This is a genomic window from Kitasatospora humi, from assembly GCF_020907985.1.
In the GTDB taxonomy this organism is placed as follows: domain Bacteria; phylum Actinomycetota; class Actinomycetes; order Streptomycetales; family Streptomycetaceae; genus Kitasatospora; species Kitasatospora humi.
In genome coordinates, this window is sequence record NZ_JAJJPA010000035.1 from 1 (window position 1) to 16,676 (window position 16,676).

Below are 16,676 nucleotides of genomic sequence, written 5' to 3' on the forward strand. Positions count from 1 at the left end.
CCCCACCCGCGCACCCGGCCGCGCCACCCCCGACACCACCGAACCCGAGGAGACCCCAGCGGCCAGACTCTCCACACCGCCGACCAGTTCGGCACGCTCGGTGCCCACCACCACAGCACGGTGCTCGAACACCGACCGCGTCGTGGCCAGCGACCACGCCACATCCACCGGCTCCAACTCCGGCCGCGCCACCACCCATTCACGCAACCGACCCGCCTGAGCAACCAGCCCCTCGGCCGACCGCCCAGACACCACCCACGCACCCGCACCCGACACCACCGGCACCACGGCCGGAGCCTGCACAGCCTCGACATCCTCGACCGCCGGCGCCTCCTCCACGATGACGTGCGCATTGGTGCCGCTGATCCCGAACGCCGAGACACCCGCCCGACGCGGACGCTCACCCGCGGGCCACGGCACCGACTCCGCCAGCAACCGCACCTCGCCCGACGCCCAATCCACGTGCGGCGACGGCTCGTCCACGTGCAGGGTGCGCGGCAACTGCTCGTGCTGCAGCGCCAGCACCATCTTGATCACACCAGCCATGCCGGCCGCCGCCTGGGTGTGCCCGATGTTGGACTTCACCGATCCCAGCCACAACGGCGCGCGCTCGCCGCGCTCCTGGCCGTAGGTGGCGAGCAGCGCCTGCGCCTCGATCGGGTCCCCGAGCGGGGTGCCCGTCCCGTGCGCCTCGACCACGTCCACATCGGCGGCGGTCAGCCGACCGCTGGCCAGCGCCGCCCGGATCACCCGCTGCTGGGACGGACCGTTGGGCGCCGTCAGGCCGTTGGACGCGCCGTCCTGGTTGATCGCCGAACCGCGCACCACCGCGAGCACCCGGTGCCCGTTGCGCCGGGCGTCGGAGAGCCGCTCCAGCACCACCATGCCGGCGCCTTCACCCATGCCCATGCCGTCGGCCGCGGCCGAGAAGGCCTTGGACCGTCCGTCCGCCGCCAGCCCGCGCTGCCGGGCGAAGCCGACCATCTCCCACGGCGTCGCCATGACCGCGACACCGCCGACCAGTGCCAGCGAGCACTCGCCCGACCGCACCGACTGGGCGGCCGTGTGCAGCGCCACCAGCGAGGACGAGCACGCCGTGTCGATCGTGATTGCCGGGCCCTCCAGGCCCAGCAGGTACGCCACCCGGCCGGAGATGATGCTGGTCGCGTTCCCGGTCACCAGGTGGCCCTCCACCTGCCCGGCGCCGTCCTGGCCGCCGAGCTGCATGCTGACCAGCGCGTAGTTCGACGAGTACCCGCCGATGAACACGCCGGTGCGCGAGCCGCCCAGGGACGTCGGGTCGACACCGGTGGACTCCAGCGCCTCCCACGACAGTTCGAGCATCAGCCGCTGCTGCGGGTCCATCGCCAGCGCCTCACGGGGGCTGATCCCGAAGAAGCCCGCGTCGAACCGGCCCGCCTGGTGGAGGAAGCCGCCCTCACGCGCATAGGTCGTCCCGGCGTGGGCGGGATCGGGGTCGAACAGGGCGGCCGTGTCCCAGCCGCGGTCCTGCGGGAAGCCGGAGATGCCCTCTCCGCCCGCGGCGAGCAGCTGCCAGAGCTCCTCGGGGGTGTTCAGCCCGCCGGGGAAGCGGCAGCTCATCGCGACGATGGCGACCGGCTCGTCGTCGGTCACCACGGCGGTCGGCACGACCGGCGCGGTCCCGTTGTCGGCCAAGGCACCGAGCAACTCCGTCCGCAGGTACTCGGCCAGCACCGTCGGGGTGGGGTAGTCGAACATGAGCGTCGCCGGCAGGCGCAGCCCGGTCGCCGTGGCGATCCGGTTCCGCAGCTCGACCGAGGTCAGCGAGTCGAAGCCCAACTCGCTGAAGGCACGGCCGGCTTCCACCTCGTCGGAGCTCGCGTGGTTGAGGACGGCGGCGGCCTCCTCGCGGACGGTGTCCACCAGGATCCGCTCCTGCTCCGCCCGCGACAGGCCGGCCAGGCGCCGGGCCAGCTCGCCCTCGGCCTGCCGCCCGCCGCCGGTCTCGGTCCGCTGCGCCGCCTTCAGCCGCAGGGCGTCCGGCAGGTCGCGCAGGAACGGGACGTCCAGGATCTGCGCCTGGCCGGGAGCGGCCGCGAAGGCGGGCCAGTCGAGGTCCATGACGGTCAGGACGGTGTCCGGGCCGGCCATCGCGCCGCCCAGGGCCTTGACCGCCATCTCGGGGTCCATCAGGACCTCCCAGCGGTTGCGGCGCAGTCGCTGGCGGGCGGCCTCGGTGCCCCCGGACACGCCCTCGCCGGCCCAGGGGCCCCAGGCCACCGAGAGGGCGGGCAGGCCGCGGGAGCGCCGGTTCTCCGCCAGGGCGTCCAGGAAGGCGTTGGCGGCCGAGTAGTTGGCCTGGCCGGCGCCGCCGAAGGTGGACGCGGCCGAGGAGAACAGCACGAAGGCGTCGAGGTCGAGGCCCGCGGTCAGCTCGTCGAGGTGGACGGCACCGGCGGCCTTGGGGGCGAGGGCACTCGCCAGCCGGTCGTGGTCGAGGCTGTCCAGCACACCGTCGTCGAGCACGCCGGCGGTGTGCATGACCGTGGTGAGCGGCGGGCCGCCCGCACCGATGCGGTCGATGACTCCGGCGAGGTCGGCGCGGCTCGCACTGTCGCAGCTGCTGATCTCGACGTCGGTTCCGGCGGCCGCCAGGCTCGCGGCCAGCGCCACGGCACCCGGGGCGGTGACGCCGGACCGGCTGGCGAGGACGAGCCGCTCCGCGCGGCCGGCCAGCCAGCGGGCCACGTGCCCGCCGACCGCACCGGTCCCGCCGGTGATCAGCACGGTGCCGCGCGGCACCCAGTCCCGGCCCGCCTTGGGCTGCGGGGCGCGGGTCAGGCGGCGGCCCAGGATGCCGGCGGGCCGGATCGCCACCTCGTTCTCACCGCCGCCGGCGAGCACCGTGCACAGGCGGCTCGCGGCCCGGTCGTCGAGCACGGCGGGCAGGTCGATCAGACCGCCCCAGCGGTCCGGCTGCTCCAGGAAGACGACCCGGCCGAGGCCCCAGGTCTGCGCCTGCACCGGGTTGGTCAGCGGGTCGCCCGGGCCGGTGGCGATCGCCCCGGAGGTGAGCGTCCACAGCGGAGCGGTGATCGCGGCGTCGGTCAGCGCCTGGATCAGGGTCAGGGTGCCGGCCAGGCCGGCGGGCACCACGGGCCGGTCGGCGAGCGGCGTCTCGTCCAGGCCGAGCAGCGACACCACCGCGGTGACGCGCGCCGGGGTGTCCTGGTCGGCGCCGGCCGGCAGGGCCCGGGTGAGGTCGGCGGCCAGTTGCTCGCGCCGCGCCGTGCCGGGATCGACCTCGACGACCGCGACCTGGGCGCCCCGGGCGGTCAGCGCGCGGACGCAGGCCTGGACCAGCTCCGCGGCGCTGCCGGACCGGTCCGCCGGGACCGCCACCAGCCAGGTGCCGGCCGGCTTGGCCGGCGCCGGGTCGGTGACGGGCGCCCAACCGACCCGGTAGCGCCAGTTCCCGGTGACGTCCCGGTCCCGTTCGCGCCGGCGCCAGGACGCCAGCGCGGGGAGCACCTCGCCGAAGGACCGCTGTCCGTCCACGGCGAGCGTGTCGGCGAGCTGCGTCAGGTCGCCGCCTTCGACGGCCGCCCAGAACCGGGCCTCGGCCTCCGAGGACGCGCCGTCCCCGCCGGCCGCCGCCGGCACGGCCAGGCGGGAGCCGGTGAGCCAGTACCGCTGGTGCTGGAAGGCGTAGGTGGGCAGGTCCGTGCGCCGCCCGGCCGGCAGCACCTGCTGCCAGTCGACGGCGGGGCCGGCCACGTGCACCTGGGCGAGGGCCTGCAGCAGTCGCGCGGGGCCGCTGTTCTCGCGGTCCAGCGTCCCCGTGACCACCGGGGCACCGGCGGTGCCCAGGTCCTCGATGGTCTCGGCGATCCCCCCGGTCAGCACCGGCTGCGGGGAGACCTCGATGAACGTCCGGTTCCCGGCCGCGGCCAGCTCCCGGACCGCCTCGTCGAAGCGGACGGTCCGGCGGACGTTGGCGAACCAGTACTCGGCGTCCAGCTCCGGGCCGTTCATCCACCGGCACTCGACCGTGGAGAACAGCGGCACGCGTCCGGCGCCCGGCCGGATCCCCGCCAGCCGCTCGGTCAGCACGCCCTCCAGTTCGGACACCCCGGCCGAGTGCGCCACGAAGTCGGTCACCGGGATCGGCCAGCGCATGACCTTGCGGGCGGCCAGTTCGGCGCCGAACTCGGCCAGCGCCTCCGTCTCGCCGGACACCACGGTGGCGGCCGGCCCGTTCACGGCCGCGACCGCCAGCCGGTCACCCCAGGGTTCGAGCAGCTCGCGCACCGCCGCGGCGGGCATGACGACCGACAGCATCCCGCCGCCGGTGCCGAGCCCGGACAGCGCCTGGCTGCGGACCGCCACGATCTTGGCCGCGTCCTGGAGCGACAGGATCCCGGCCACCGTGGCCGCCGCGATCTCGCCCTGGGAGTGGCCAACCACGGCGCCCGGCACGACGCCCGCGGCCTCCCAGACGGCGGCCAGGGACACCATCACCGCCCACAGCGCCGGCTGGACCACGTCGGCGCGCTCCAGCGCGGGTGCGCCGTCGGCGCCGGCCAGCACGTCGGTCAACGACCAGTCCACGTACGGTTCCAGGGCCTGCGCGCATTCGGCGAGCCGGGCCGCGAAGACCGGCGAGGCCGCCAGCATCTCCCGCCCCATGCCGGCCCACTGGGCACCCTGGCCGGGGAAGACGAACACCGCCTCGCTCGCCTCGGCGGCAGCCGACGTGCCGGCGACCACCCCGGGAGCCCGTTCCCCGGCCGCCACCGCGGCCAGGCCCGCGGCCAGCTCCTCCCGGCCGGTCCCGGTCACCACGGCCCGGTACTCGTACACCGACCGGGTCGCCGCCAGCGACCAGGCCACGTCCACCGGGTCCAGTTCCGGCCGCGTCGCCAGGTACTCGGCCAGCCGGGCCGCCTGGCGGCGCAGGCCGTCCGCCGTCCGCCCCGACACCACCCAGGCACCGGCACCGGCGGCGTCCAGGACCGCGGGGACCCGCGGCGCGCCGACGCCGCCGTCCGCCGCGGCCGCCTCGACGTCCGCCGGGTCGGGGGCCTCCTCGAGGATCACGTGGGCGTTGGTGCCACTGACCCCGAACGAGGACACCCCGGCCCGGCGCGGGCGTCCGTCCGTCTGCCACGGCCGCGACTCCGTGAGCAGGCGGACGTCGCCGGCCGACCAGTCCACGTGCGGCGAGGGCTCGTCCGCGTGCAGCGTGGCCGGCAGGTTCTTGTGCTGCAGGGCCAGCACCATCTTCATCAGGCCGCTGATACCGGCCGCGCCCTGGGTGTGACCGATGTTGGACTTCACCGACCCCAGCCACAGCGGCCGCCCCTCCGGCCGGTCCTGGCCGTAGGTGGCGATCACCGCCTGCGCCTCGATCGGGTCACCCAGCACCGTGCCGGACCCGTGCGCCTCCACCACGTCGACGTCGGCGGTCGTCAGTCCGGCGTCGGCCAGGGCCGCCCGGATCACCCGCTGCTGCGACGGGCCGTTGGGCGCCGTCAGGCCGTTGGACGCACCGTCCTGGTTCACCGCGGAGCCCCGCACCACGGCCAGCACCGGGTGGCCGTTGCGGCGGGCGTCCGACAGGCGCTCCAGCACCACCATGCCCGCGCCCTCGGCGACGCCCATGCCGTCCGCCGCGGCCGAGAACGACTTCGACCGGCCGTCGGGGGACAGCCCCCGCTGCTTGCTCACCCAGACGAAGAGGTCCGGGGCGGAGGCGATGAACGCGCCACCGGCCAGGGCGAGCGAGCACTCGCCCGAACGCAGCGCCTGGCTGGCCAGGTTGACCGCCACCAGCGCCGACGAGCAGGCCGTGTCGACGGTCACCGCCGGGCCCTCCAGGCCGAAGGTGTAGGCCACCCGACCGGAGAGCACGCTGGTCGTGGTGCCGGTCAGCATGTGGGCCTCGAGGCCCTCCGAGGCGTCCGGCCCGACCAGGCCGTACCCCGCGTAGCTCGCGCCGGTGAACACGCCGGTCCGGCTGCCGCGCAGCGTCGACTGGGCGATGCCCGCTCGCTCCAGGGCCTCCCAGGAGGTCTCCAGCAGGAGCCGCTGCTGCGGGTCCATGGCCAGCGCCTCGCGGGGGCTGATGCCGAAGAAGCCGGCGTCGAACTCGGCCGCGTTGTAGACGAATCCGCCCTGGCGCACGTACGCCGTGCCGGGGTTGTCCGGGTCCGGGTCGTAGAGGGCGTCCAGGTCCCAGCCGCGGTCCTGCGGGAACGCGCCGATCGCGTCCGTGCGCGAATCCAGGAGCTCCCACAGCTCCTCCGGGCTGCGCACCCCGCCGGGGAAGCGGCAGCCCATGCCCACGATCACCACCGGATCGTCGTCCAGCGGTGCCGTGCTCGCCACGACGACCCCGCCGGCGTTCGCCGTCCGGTCGCCCAGCAGCTCGGACCGCAGGTAGCCGGCCAGCACCGTCGGGTTCGGGTAGTCGAAGAGCAGCGTGGCGGGCAGCTTCAGGCCGGTGGCGGCGCCCAACCGGTTGCGCAGTTCCACGGCGGTCAGGGAGTCGAAGCCCAGCTCGCTGAAGGCCCGGCTGCTGCCGACCGCCTCCGCCGAGGAGTACTCGAGCACGGCGGCGGCCTCGGCCCTGACCAGGTTGACCAGGGTGCGGTCCTGCTCGGCGGCCGGCAGGCCGGCCAGTTGCCGGCGCAGGGGCGTGCCGGCGTCCTGGTCGACGGCCTGGTCGGGCCCGTCGCCGGCCAGGGCCGCGGCGACCTCGGGCAGGCTCTCGATCAGCGGGCTGCGCCGGCGCAGGGTGAACGGCGGGGCGAACCGCGCCCAGTCCACGTCGACGACCGTGGTCAGCGCCTCCCCGCCGTCCAGGATCTGCCCGAGGGTGCGCGTGGCCAGGTCGGGGCTCATCAGCCGCAGCCCGCGCCGCTCCAGTTGGGCTCCGTCGGCCCCGGCGCCCATCGCGCCGACGCTCCACGGCCCCCAGGCCACGGAGGTGGCGGCCAGGCCCCGGGCCGCGCGGCTCTCGGCCAGGGCGTCCAGGTGGGCGTTGGCCGCGGAGAAGCCGGGCTGCTGACCGCCGCCCCAGACGGCGGCCACCGAGGAGAACAGCACGAAGGCGTCGAGGTCCAGGCCGGCGGTCAGCTCGTCCAGCCAGGCCGCCGCGTCCGCCTTGGCCGCGAGGACCGCGGCGAACTCCGCGAGGTCGAGGTCGTCGATCGGCTTGTTGTCGATGACCTCGGCGAGGTGCAGGACGGACGACAGCGCGGGGCCGGTGCTCGCGATGCGGCCGAGCAGCCCGGCCAGCTCGGCCCGCTGCCCGGCGTCGCAGGCGACGACCTCCACATGGGCGCCCTGCGCGGCGAGTTGGGCCGCCTGCGCCGCGATCCCGGGGGCGGCGGGGCCGGTGGTACCGGTCAGCACCAGTCGGGGCGCGCCCTGACCGGCCAGCCAGCGGGCGACGTGCCCGCCGATCGCGTCGGTGCCGCCGGTGACGAGCACGGTGCCGCGCGGCTTCCAGGGCCGGCCCTCCTTGGGCTGCGGGGCGCGGGTCAACCGGCGGGCCAGGAGGCCGGTCCGGCGAATGGCGACCTGGTCCTCGCCGCAGCCGGCCAGGACGGCGGCCAGCCGCTCGCCCACCCGCTCGTCGGCCGTCTCGGGCAGGTCGATCAACCCGCCCCAGCGGTCCGGGTGTTCAAGTGCGATGACGCGACCGAGGCCCCACACCTGGGACTGCACCGGGCCGGCCGGCGCCTCGCCCGGCGTGGCCGCCACGGCGCCGCGGGTGACGACCCACAGCGGGGCGGCCACGCCGGTGTCGCCCAGCGCCTGCACGAGGGCGAGGGTCGCGCCGAGGCCACCGGAGACGGACGGGTGGGCGGGCAGGCGCGACTCGTCGGCCGCGAGCAGCGACAGCACGCCGGACACCGCCTCGGGGGCCTGCGGTGCCGCGGTGAGCAGCCCGGCCATGTCCGCGCGGTCGACCGTTCCCGCCGGGACCTCGACGAACACGGCCTCGGCTCCATGGGCGGTCAGCGCCGCCGCGCACTGCCGGGCAAGGCCGGTGTCGGCCCGGCCCGCCGGGATGACGACCAGCCAACTCCCGGACGGCGCGGCCGAGGGCAGCTCGGTCACCGGTGTCCAGGTCACGCGGTAGCGCCAGCCGTCGGTCACCGAGCGGTCCCGCTCACGGCGCCGCCAGGACGCCAACGCGGGCAGCACGGCGCTGAGTTGTTCCTGGTCCTCGATCGCCAGCGTGTCCGCGATCCGGGCCAGGTCGCCGCCCTCGACGGCGGCCCAGAACCGGGCCTCCGCCTCGGTACTCGCACCGTCACCACCCACCGGGGACGCCGCCGCGGCCGAGGGCTCCAACCAGAACCGCTGACGCTGGAACGCATACGTCGGCAGCTCCACCCGGTCGGCGGCGGGCAACACGGCCTTCCAATCCACCGGCAGACCACCGACATGAGCCTGCGCGAACGCCGTCACCAGACGCGCGGCACCCGCGTTGTCACGCTCCACCGTGCCCACGCTCAACACATCGGCAACACCCGCATCCTCAGCCGTCTCCGCGACAGCAGCGGTCAGCACCGGATGCGTCGACACCTCCACGAACGCGCCAAAACCGGCACCCAGGAGCGTACGCACGGCCTCCTCGAAACGAACCATCCGCCGCAAGTTCGCATACCAGTAACCGGCATCCACCTCACCACCGGACAACCACTCACCCGTCACCGTGGAAATCATCGGCACCCGACCCACCCGCGGCGCGATCCCGGCCAACTCCTCAGCCAGCAACGCCTCCAACGGCTCCACCGCCGGCGAGTGCGCCACGAAATCCGTCGCCGGAATCCGCCACCGCAACACCTTGCGCGCCGCCAACTCCCGCTCGAACTCCGACAACGCCTCCGGCTCCCCCGAAACCACCACCGCCGCAGGCCCGTTCACCGCCGCCACCGACAACCGCTCACCCCAACCCTCAACGATCTCCCGCACCGCCGGCGACGGCATCACCACCGACACCATCGAACCCTGGATGGACAAGCCCGACAGCGCCCTGGCCCGAACCGCCACCACCCGGGCGGCGTCCTCCAGGGAGAGCATCCCCGCCACCGTGGCCGCCGCGATCTCACCCTGCGAATGACCGACGACCGCATCCGGCACCACACCCGCGGCCTCCCACACCGCCGCCAAAGACACCATCAGCGCCCACAGCACCGGCTGCACCACATCCGCCGAATCCAGCCCAGGAGCCCCCGCCACACCGGCGATCACCTCACCCAGCGACCACGGCACATGCGGCGCCAACGCCCGCTCACACTCCGCCAGCCGCGCCGCGAACACCGGACTCGACCCCACCAACTCCCGGCCCATACCGACCCACTGCGCACCCTGACCCGCGAACACGAACGCCGTCCGCCCACCAGAACGCGCAACCCCCGACACCACCGCACCCGAACGCGACCCGTCAACCACACCACCCAGCCCCGACAGCAGCGCCTCACGGTCACCACCGACCACCACGGCCCGGTGCTCGAACACCGACCGCGTCGACGCCAACGACCACGCCACATCCCCCGACGCCAACTCCGGCCGCGCCACCACCCACTCCCGCAACCGGCCCGCCTGCGCCACCAACCCCTCAGCCGAACGCGCCGACACCAACCACGCCGCCGGCGCCCCCTCCACCACCACGGGAGCAACGGCAGCCGCCCCGACCTCAGCGGCGGCCACAGCCTCGCCCGCGTCCCCGTCCGCACCCTCACCGGCAGGCCCGTCCACCCCCGCAGCCTCGCCGTCCCCGCTCGGAGCCTCCTCCAGAATGATGTGGACGTTGGTGCCGCTCATCCCGAACGACGACACACCACCGCGCCGCACCCGTTCCCCGCTGGGCCACGCCGCCGCCTCGTTCAGCAGCTTGACGTCGCCGGCCGCCCACTCCACGTGCGGAGTCGGCTGGTCCGCGTGGAGCGTGGCGGGCAACTGCTCGTGCTGCAGCGCCAGCACCATCTTCATCACACCGGCCACACCGGCGGCCGCCTGGGTGTGCCCGATGTTGGACTTCACCGAGCCCAGCCACAGCGGCCTGCCCTCCGGCCGCTCCTGACCGTAGGTCGCGATCAGCGCCTCGGCCTCGATCGGGTCGCCGAGCGTGGTCGCCGAACCGTGCGCCTCCACCACGTCGACCTCGTCGGCGCGCACCCCGGCGTTCGCCAGCGCCGCGCGGATCACCCGCTGCTGCGACGGGCCGTTCGGGGCGGTCAGGCCGTTGGACGCACCGTCCTGGTTGGCCGCCGAACCACGCATCACGGCCAGGATCCTGTGCCCGTTGCGCCGGGCGTCCGACAGCCGCTCCACCACGAGGACGCCGACGCCCTCGGCCCATCCGGAGCCGTCCGCCGCCGCGGCGAACGACTTGCAGCGCCCGTCCACCGACGTGCCGCGCTGCCGGGAGAATCCCACGAAGACGGACGGGCTGGAGATCACCGTCGCGCCGCCGACCAGCGCCAGCGAGCACTCGCCGGAGCGCAGCGACTGGGCGGCCAGGTGCAGCGCCACCAGGGACGACGAGCACGCGGTGTCGATGGTGACGGCCGGGCCCTCCAGGCCGAGGGTGAATGCCACGCGTCCCGAGGTGACGCTCGTCGCGATGCCGGTGAGGAGGTGGCCCTCCGACCCTCCGGTCTGCACCGCCGGGTCGGCGCCGTAGCCCTGGCTGTAGGCGCCGGCGAACACGCCGGTCCGGCTGCCGCGCAGCGAGGCGGCGTCGATGCCCGCCTGCTCCAGCGCCTCCCAGGACACCTCGAGCAGCAGGCGCTGCTGCGGGTCCATGGTGACCGCCTCGCGCGGGCTGATCCCGAAGAAGCCGGCGTCGAACTCGGTGGCGTCGTACATGAATCCGCCGTGCCGCGCGTACGAGGTGCCCGGGTGGTCAGGGTCCGGATCGTACAGGTTCTCCAGGTCCCAGCCGCGGTCCTGCGGGAACGGGCCGATCGCGTCGGTCCCGTCGGCGAGCAGCTTCCACAGTTCCTCGGGGTTCCGTACCCCGCCGGGGAACCGGCAGCCCATGCCGACGATCGCGATCGGCTCCTGGCTCCGCTCCTCGACCTCAGCCAGTCGACGGCGGACCTGACGCAGATTAGCCGTCACGAGCTTCAGATAATCGCGGAGCCTGTCTTCGTTGGCCATTTAATTCTGCCACCCCTGCTTGCCGAGGATATGCCAATTCTGATCTGCACAGCCGCGGTGCGGGATTACCGCGGGGAATTACGCAAAATCGGGGACTCCCCAATGCCTGAAAAGCACCGAGCCCACCAGCAACAGGAACGTATCCACCCCTGGCGGGCGCCGCAAACGTGGCAGTTGAACAGTTGAACCACTGGGCCGCGGAGGGAAATCGAGGAATCGTCACTCGAGCCACCGGACCGCACCGGTGCCGGACAGCATTGAATACCACGGCCGGCTATTCGGATACAACGGCCCGTCCAGCGGCTGCCACCCGCTCCCCGGCTCGCTGCCGCGACGCCCGCCGCAACGCGGAGGGCGGTGGCCGGCTCCCGCGAGCCGGCCACCGCCCTCCGTGCTGCACTTGCGCCGGATCCCGTCCGGCCCGGGTCTCAGAGCGCGCTCTCTCCGCGCATCCACTGCCCGAGCGTCCGCCGCGGGTACCTGACCACCACGTCGCCGCCGCCCCGGATCCGGCCGGTCAGGTTCACCCGCAGCTCGACCGGCTCGTGCGGGCCGGGTTTGGGCACCCGGACCTTGAGGTCGCCACCGACGGCGAGGTCGTGGGTCGCCACCACGATGCCCGGCCTGACCACGATGACCATGTCGCCGCCGATGCTCAGGTAGACGTCGAGGTCGAGGATGGCGTGGCGGATCACCGCCTGGGTGAAGTCGAGCTTGACGTCGCCCCCGTGCATCCGGATGTCCAGCCGGCGCGGGACCTCCCAGGGTCCGATCCGCCGCAGGGTGCCGAACCGCTGGTTGATCTCCACCACGTCCTTGCCCGGCCCGACCGCCCCGGCGCGGGGAACGGGAGTGGGTGCGGGAAGGGGGGAGACCGGCAGGTCGCGGGTGAGAGCGGCCAGTTCACCGAAGGTGCGGGCGTTCAGCGCCGCCGTGAGGCGCTCGTCGAGTTCCTCGGCCGTGAGCCGGCCGTCCACCGCGGCGTCGCGGAGGATCTCGACGACCTCGTCCCGGTCGGCGTGCGAAGCCCGGATGTCCTGCGCGGACACGCCCTCGGCACGGTGACCGCTTGACGACCTGTCATCCGTCATGTCTCCAGCCTGATCTTCCTCTGGGAGCGTCACTTCCAGATGACGGTACATGACACCGGATGGCTCACCGACCGCGAACGGAAGATCCGGTGGCTTGTTCAACTGGCAGCACCCGCGCGCCTGAACGGATCCCGGGGTGGCCACGGCCGACCGGCGGTGCGATCCCCGTCAGGGGCACGGCAGTTGAACGACGTGAGGCGGGCCCCGGAGCCCACCGCCGTCTACTGGACCGACTGCCGGTCGGTGCATCGGCACGCCCGGGCGGCAGGTCGCATGACGCCCACCCGCGCCACCGGCTCAGCCCCTCGGGGCACGCCGGGGTGGGCGGCGCTGCCCGCCCCGGCTGCCCCGCCCGCGCGTTCCGGCAGCCGCCCCGTCGGCACCTCGTACCGGTGAGCGGCTCGCGGCGGGCGGGGCCGCGGCTGTCCGGCGTTTCCTGCACGGGCAGCGCGGAGCTGTCGGCACGGTGGACTCAGGCGCCGAGCCGGGCTTCCTCGAGCTGCTCGGCCGGCACGAGTCCGGCCACCGCCGGCGGCTCGGTGGGCTCCAGCAGCCTGCTCGGGGTGCCGTCCACACCGACCGGCAGGTCGCCGTCCAGGGTGATCCGGCGGACCAGGCGCGGCTGGTCGCCGTAGTCGTTGACGGCGTAGTGCTGGGTGGCGCGGTTGTCCCAGAGCGCCACGTCGCCGACCTGCCACGCCCAGCGGACGGTGTTCTCCAGGCGCTCGACGTACCGCTGGAACAGCGCGATCAGCGCCTTGCTGTCGGCGCTCGGGACCCCCTGGATCCGCTGGGCGAAGGCGCCGAGCAGCAGGCTGCGCTCACCGGTCACCGGGTGGACCCGGACCACCGGGTGCTCGGTCTTGAACGCCGTCGAGACGAAGACCTGCCGGAACAGCTTGGCGACCTGCGGATTCTCCGCCAGTTCGGGCGTCAGGGCCAGGGTGGCGGCGTAGTCGTAGTCGTTGGTGTGCACGGCGCGCAGGCTCTCCGCCAGTGTCTTCAGCGGCGCGGGCAGGTCCTGGTAGGCGGCCGCGGTGTTGGCCCACACCGTGGATCCGCCGGCCTCCGGCAGCTCCAGCGCGCGCAGGATCGACGCCTTCGGGTACGAGGGCACGAAGGTCACGTCGGTGTGCCAGTTGTTGGCGCGCACGCCCTTGGTGGCGTCGAGTTCGAAGATGTACCGGCCGTCGGCACTCGGCACGGTCGGATGGTCCACCGGCTGGCCGAGCAGTCGGGCGAAGGCCTCGTGCTCGGCGTCGTCCAGGTGCTGCTGGCTCCGGAAGAACAGCACCTTGTGCCGGTACAGGGCGGTCTCGATCGCGGTGACGGTCCCGGCGGGCAGGTCGCCGCCGAGGCGCACGTCGTGGACGACCGCGCCGATCCGGCCGGCGGCCGGGGTGAGACGCAGTTCAGTGGTGGCAGTGGTCATGGCTGTCCCTCGGAAGTCGTGCGGGAGGAGTGGGCGGCGCGGGCGGAGGCCTCTGCGCAGGCGGAGGCTTCTGCGCGGGCGGAGGCCTCTGCGCGGCCGACGGCGGAGCGCGGGAAGGAGCGTCAGGAGGCGCGGCGACAGGAGGGGCACGCGGCAAGGCACATGGCGGTCGTCGCCCCTCCTTCGAGTCTCGGCTGCGATCAGGTGCTGACCCATGCTGGCGAGCCGCCAGGCGGGCTGTCAAACACCATCTCGCCTGGTGGGAGCGGGTGTTGACGATACATGGCGCCGTATTTCCGCGGATGGCCGCCGATCGCGCCGACCGCCCCGGGGCCGTCCGTGCCGCACGGGAGGACCGGCGTGCGGGTCACCGTCGATTCCGCCGCCGCTGCCGGTGCGCGTGCTGTCCGGCGGCACGGCGTGGCGATCCGACCGCCCCGACGCCGAGCCGAATCATGCTTCCTGGCGGGCGCGTTCGGTGATGTTGCGGGCCATTCCGCCGAACACCACGGTGTGGAAGGGTGCGACGGCCCACCAGTACGCGTGGCCGGCCAGGCCGCGCGGATGGAACACCGCCCGCTGCCGGTAGCACGTTCCGTGGTCACCGTCGGGTGCGACGGACAGCTCGAGCCAAGCCAGGCCGGGCAGCCGCATCTCGGCCCGCAGCCGTAGCAGCCGGCCCGGCTCGATCTCCTCGACGCGCCAGAAGTCGAGGGAGTCGCCGACCCGCAGTCGGGCGGGGTCGCGGCGGCCCCGGCGCAGGCCGACGCCGCCGACCAGGCGGTCGAGCCAGCCGCGCAGGGCCCAGGCGAGCGGGAAGGAGTACCAGCCGTTGTCGCCGCCGATGCCTTCGATCACCCGCCAGACGGCGTCGGGTGACGCGGTCACGGTGCGTCGCTGGACGTCCTGGTAGAGGCTGCCGCCGGCCCAGTCGGGGTCGCTCGGCAGCGGGTCGCTGGGAGCGCCGGGCAGGGAGGCGGAGGACCAGCGGGTGGCGACGTCGGCGTCCTTGATCCGGCGCAGGGCGAGCGTGACGGCCTGGTCGAAGCCGGTCAGACCGGTCGGTGGGTCGGGCACCCAGCGGGCGATGTCGTGCTCGCCGCAGACGACCTCGTGGCGCAGTGACTCGACGAGCGGGCGGGCGATGGAGTTGGGTACCGGGGTCACCAGACCGACCCATTGGCTGGAGAGGCTCGGTGTGAGCACCGGCACCGGGACGATGACGCGCCGGCGCAGTCCCGCGGTTCGGGCGTAGCGCTGCATCATCTGCTGGTAGGTGAGGACGTCGGGCCCGCCGATGTCGAAGGTGCGGTTCACCTCGGACGGCAGCTCGGCGGCGCAGGCGAGGTAGCGCAGCACGTCCCGGACGGCGATCGGCTGGATCCGGGTGGAGACCCAGCGGGGGGTGACCATCGCGGGCAGCCGTTCGGTGAGGTAGCGGAGCATCTCGAAGGAGGCGCTGCCGGAGCCGATGATCACCGCGGCGCGCAGCTCGGCGGTGGGGACGGCGCCGGCGCGCAGGATGCGTCCGACCTCGGCGCGCGACCGCAGGTGGGGAGAGAGGCGTGCCTCGGGCACCCCGGCGGGGACGAGGCCGCCCAGGTAGACGATGCGTGCGACGCCGGCGGACGCGGCGGCGGCGGCGAAGGCGCGCGCGGCCGCACGGTCGGTGGCCTCGAACGCGGGTCCGGTGCCGAGCGAGTGCACGAGGTAGTAGGCGACGTCGATGCCGTCGAAGGCCCCGGCGAGGGTTTCGGGCCGGCTCACGTCGCCGGCGGCGACGTCGACGTCGGCCCGCCAGGGCTGGTCCCGCAGCTTTCCCGGGTTGCGCGCCAGGCAGCGGACGGCGTGTCCGCGGGCGAGCAGCTCGGGGACCAGACGGCCGCCGATGTAGCCACTCGCGCCGGTCACCAGGCAGTGCTTCGGTCCGGATCGCAGCATCTCCATGTCGACTCCTCTTCCGACGTGCTCTCGTCGAGGGCGGCGACCGCGACGCCTCGGGCGCGGGCCTGGTGCACGCCCCACCGGCCCTTGGCGTACTCGGTGACGCCGCCGATGTCAGGGGCTCTCGGCGCGACTGAGCACCATGGGATCGGGCCCCTACCCGCCCGACGTACCGGCGGGCAGCGGCGCCGCGAGGGCGGCGCGGACGCCGGCGTAGCAGGTGAAGAGCTCGGCGGTGCCGGTGATCTCCAGCAGCCGCAGGGTCTGGCGCGGCGGGGCGGCCAGCACCATCTCGACGCCCGCGGCCTTCGCGTCCAGGCGGGCGGCCAACAGGACGTTGAGGCACACCGAGTAACAGAAGGTCAGGCCGGTCAGATCGACGATCAGCCTGGGCGGACGGGCCCGGACCGCCCGGTCGAACGTGTCCTCCAGCTCGTGGCGGTCGTCCTGGTCGGCCTCGCCGTCGAGGCGGACGATCACCGCCGTCCCGGGGGCCGTCGTGGTGGTGATCCTCAGGCGCGGTGCCAGGACCCACGGGGTGTCGGTGCGGTCCTGCCGGTCGTGCATCGGACTCACCGCCCGGCGGGCGTGTCAATGAGTCCGTGTGCCCGGCCGCGCGGCCGGCCGCGGCGGGGGCAGGGCACGGTACGGTCCGGGGGGCGGTCTGGCGCGGGATCACGAATGCTCAGCATGGTGCTCACCGGTGAGGGTCGCGGGCGATGGGTGGGTGCGGGGACCGAGGTCGGCGAACAGGGCCAACAACCCGGTGATCTCGTGGTGGGCTTCGGCGGGGTGGCGGAAGAAGGTGCCGTGCATGACGTGGTAGTGGTTGCGGCGTCCGTGCCGGGTGTGGGTCAGGTAGCCGGCCTTCTCCAGGTCCGCGACGATCGCGCGCACGGCGCGTTCGGTTATCCCGCACATCGCGGCGAGATCCCGTAGGCGCACCTCGGCGTCACGCGAGATCATCAGCAGCACCCGGGCGTGGTGCGTCAGGAACGTCCAGCTCGTCCGCGGCTCCGGCCTGTCTGGCACACCACAAGTAT

6 protein-coding genes are annotated in these 16,676 nt (G+C 74.1%); all 6 read right to left on the reverse strand.

What is annotated here, in order from left to right:
• Nucleotides 1-11,166: type I polyketide synthase (locus LN042_RS26360; RefSeq protein ID WP_283843916.1), on the reverse strand; the 11,166-nt coding region annotated here is incomplete at its 3' end.
• 428 nt (nt 11,167-11,594) lie between these two features.
• Entirely contained in the window at nt 11,595-12,257 is a 663-nt protein-coding gene (locus LN042_RS26365) for a DUF1707 SHOCT-like domain-containing protein (protein WP_230053872.1), read from the reverse strand.
• A 472-nt stretch (nt 12,258-12,729) separates the two neighbouring features.
• Nucleotides 12,730-13,689: a TauD/TfdA dioxygenase family protein gene (locus LN042_RS26370; RefSeq protein ID WP_230053873.1), complete on the reverse strand. Its 960-nt coding sequence runs from the start codon at nt 13,687-13,689 to the stop codon at nt 12,730-12,732.
• A 453-nt stretch (nt 13,690-14,142) separates the two neighbouring features.
• Nucleotides 14,143-15,636: an SDR family oxidoreductase gene (locus tag LN042_RS26375; RefSeq protein WP_230053874.1), complete on the reverse strand. Its 1,494-nt coding sequence runs from the start codon at nt 15,634-15,636 to the stop codon at nt 14,143-14,145.
• Nucleotides 15,637-15,789: 153 nt separating this feature from the next.
• A complete protein-coding gene (locus LN042_RS26380; protein ID WP_230053875.1) occupies nt 15,790-16,200 on the reverse strand; it encodes an STAS domain-containing protein in 411 nt (136 codons plus the stop codon).
• Nucleotides 16,201-16,308: 108 nt separating this feature from the next.
• Entirely contained in the window at nt 16,309-16,665 is a 357-nt protein-coding gene (locus tag LN042_RS26385; protein WP_230053876.1) for a helix-turn-helix transcriptional regulator, read from the reverse strand.
• Between the last annotated feature and the right edge of the window lie 11 nt (nt 16,666-16,676).

What these genes read in the sequence shown, in the direction of transcription:
- LN042_RS26365 (WP_230053872.1), bottom strand. Translation starts at nt 12,257, where the DNA reads ATGACGGATGACAGGTCGTCAAGCGGTCACCGTGCCGAGGGCGTGTCC.
- LN042_RS26370 (WP_230053873.1), bottom strand. Translation starts at nt 13,689, where the DNA reads ATGACCACTGCCACCACTGAACTGCGTCTCACCCCGGCCGCCGGCCGG.
- LN042_RS26375 (WP_230053874.1), bottom strand. Translation starts at nt 15,636, where the DNA reads ATGGAGATGCTGCGATCCGGACCGAAGCACTGCCTGGTGACCGGCGCG.
- LN042_RS26380 (WP_230053875.1), bottom strand. Translation starts at nt 16,200, where the DNA reads ATGCACGACCGGCAGGACCGCACCGACACCCCGTGGGTCCTGGCACCG.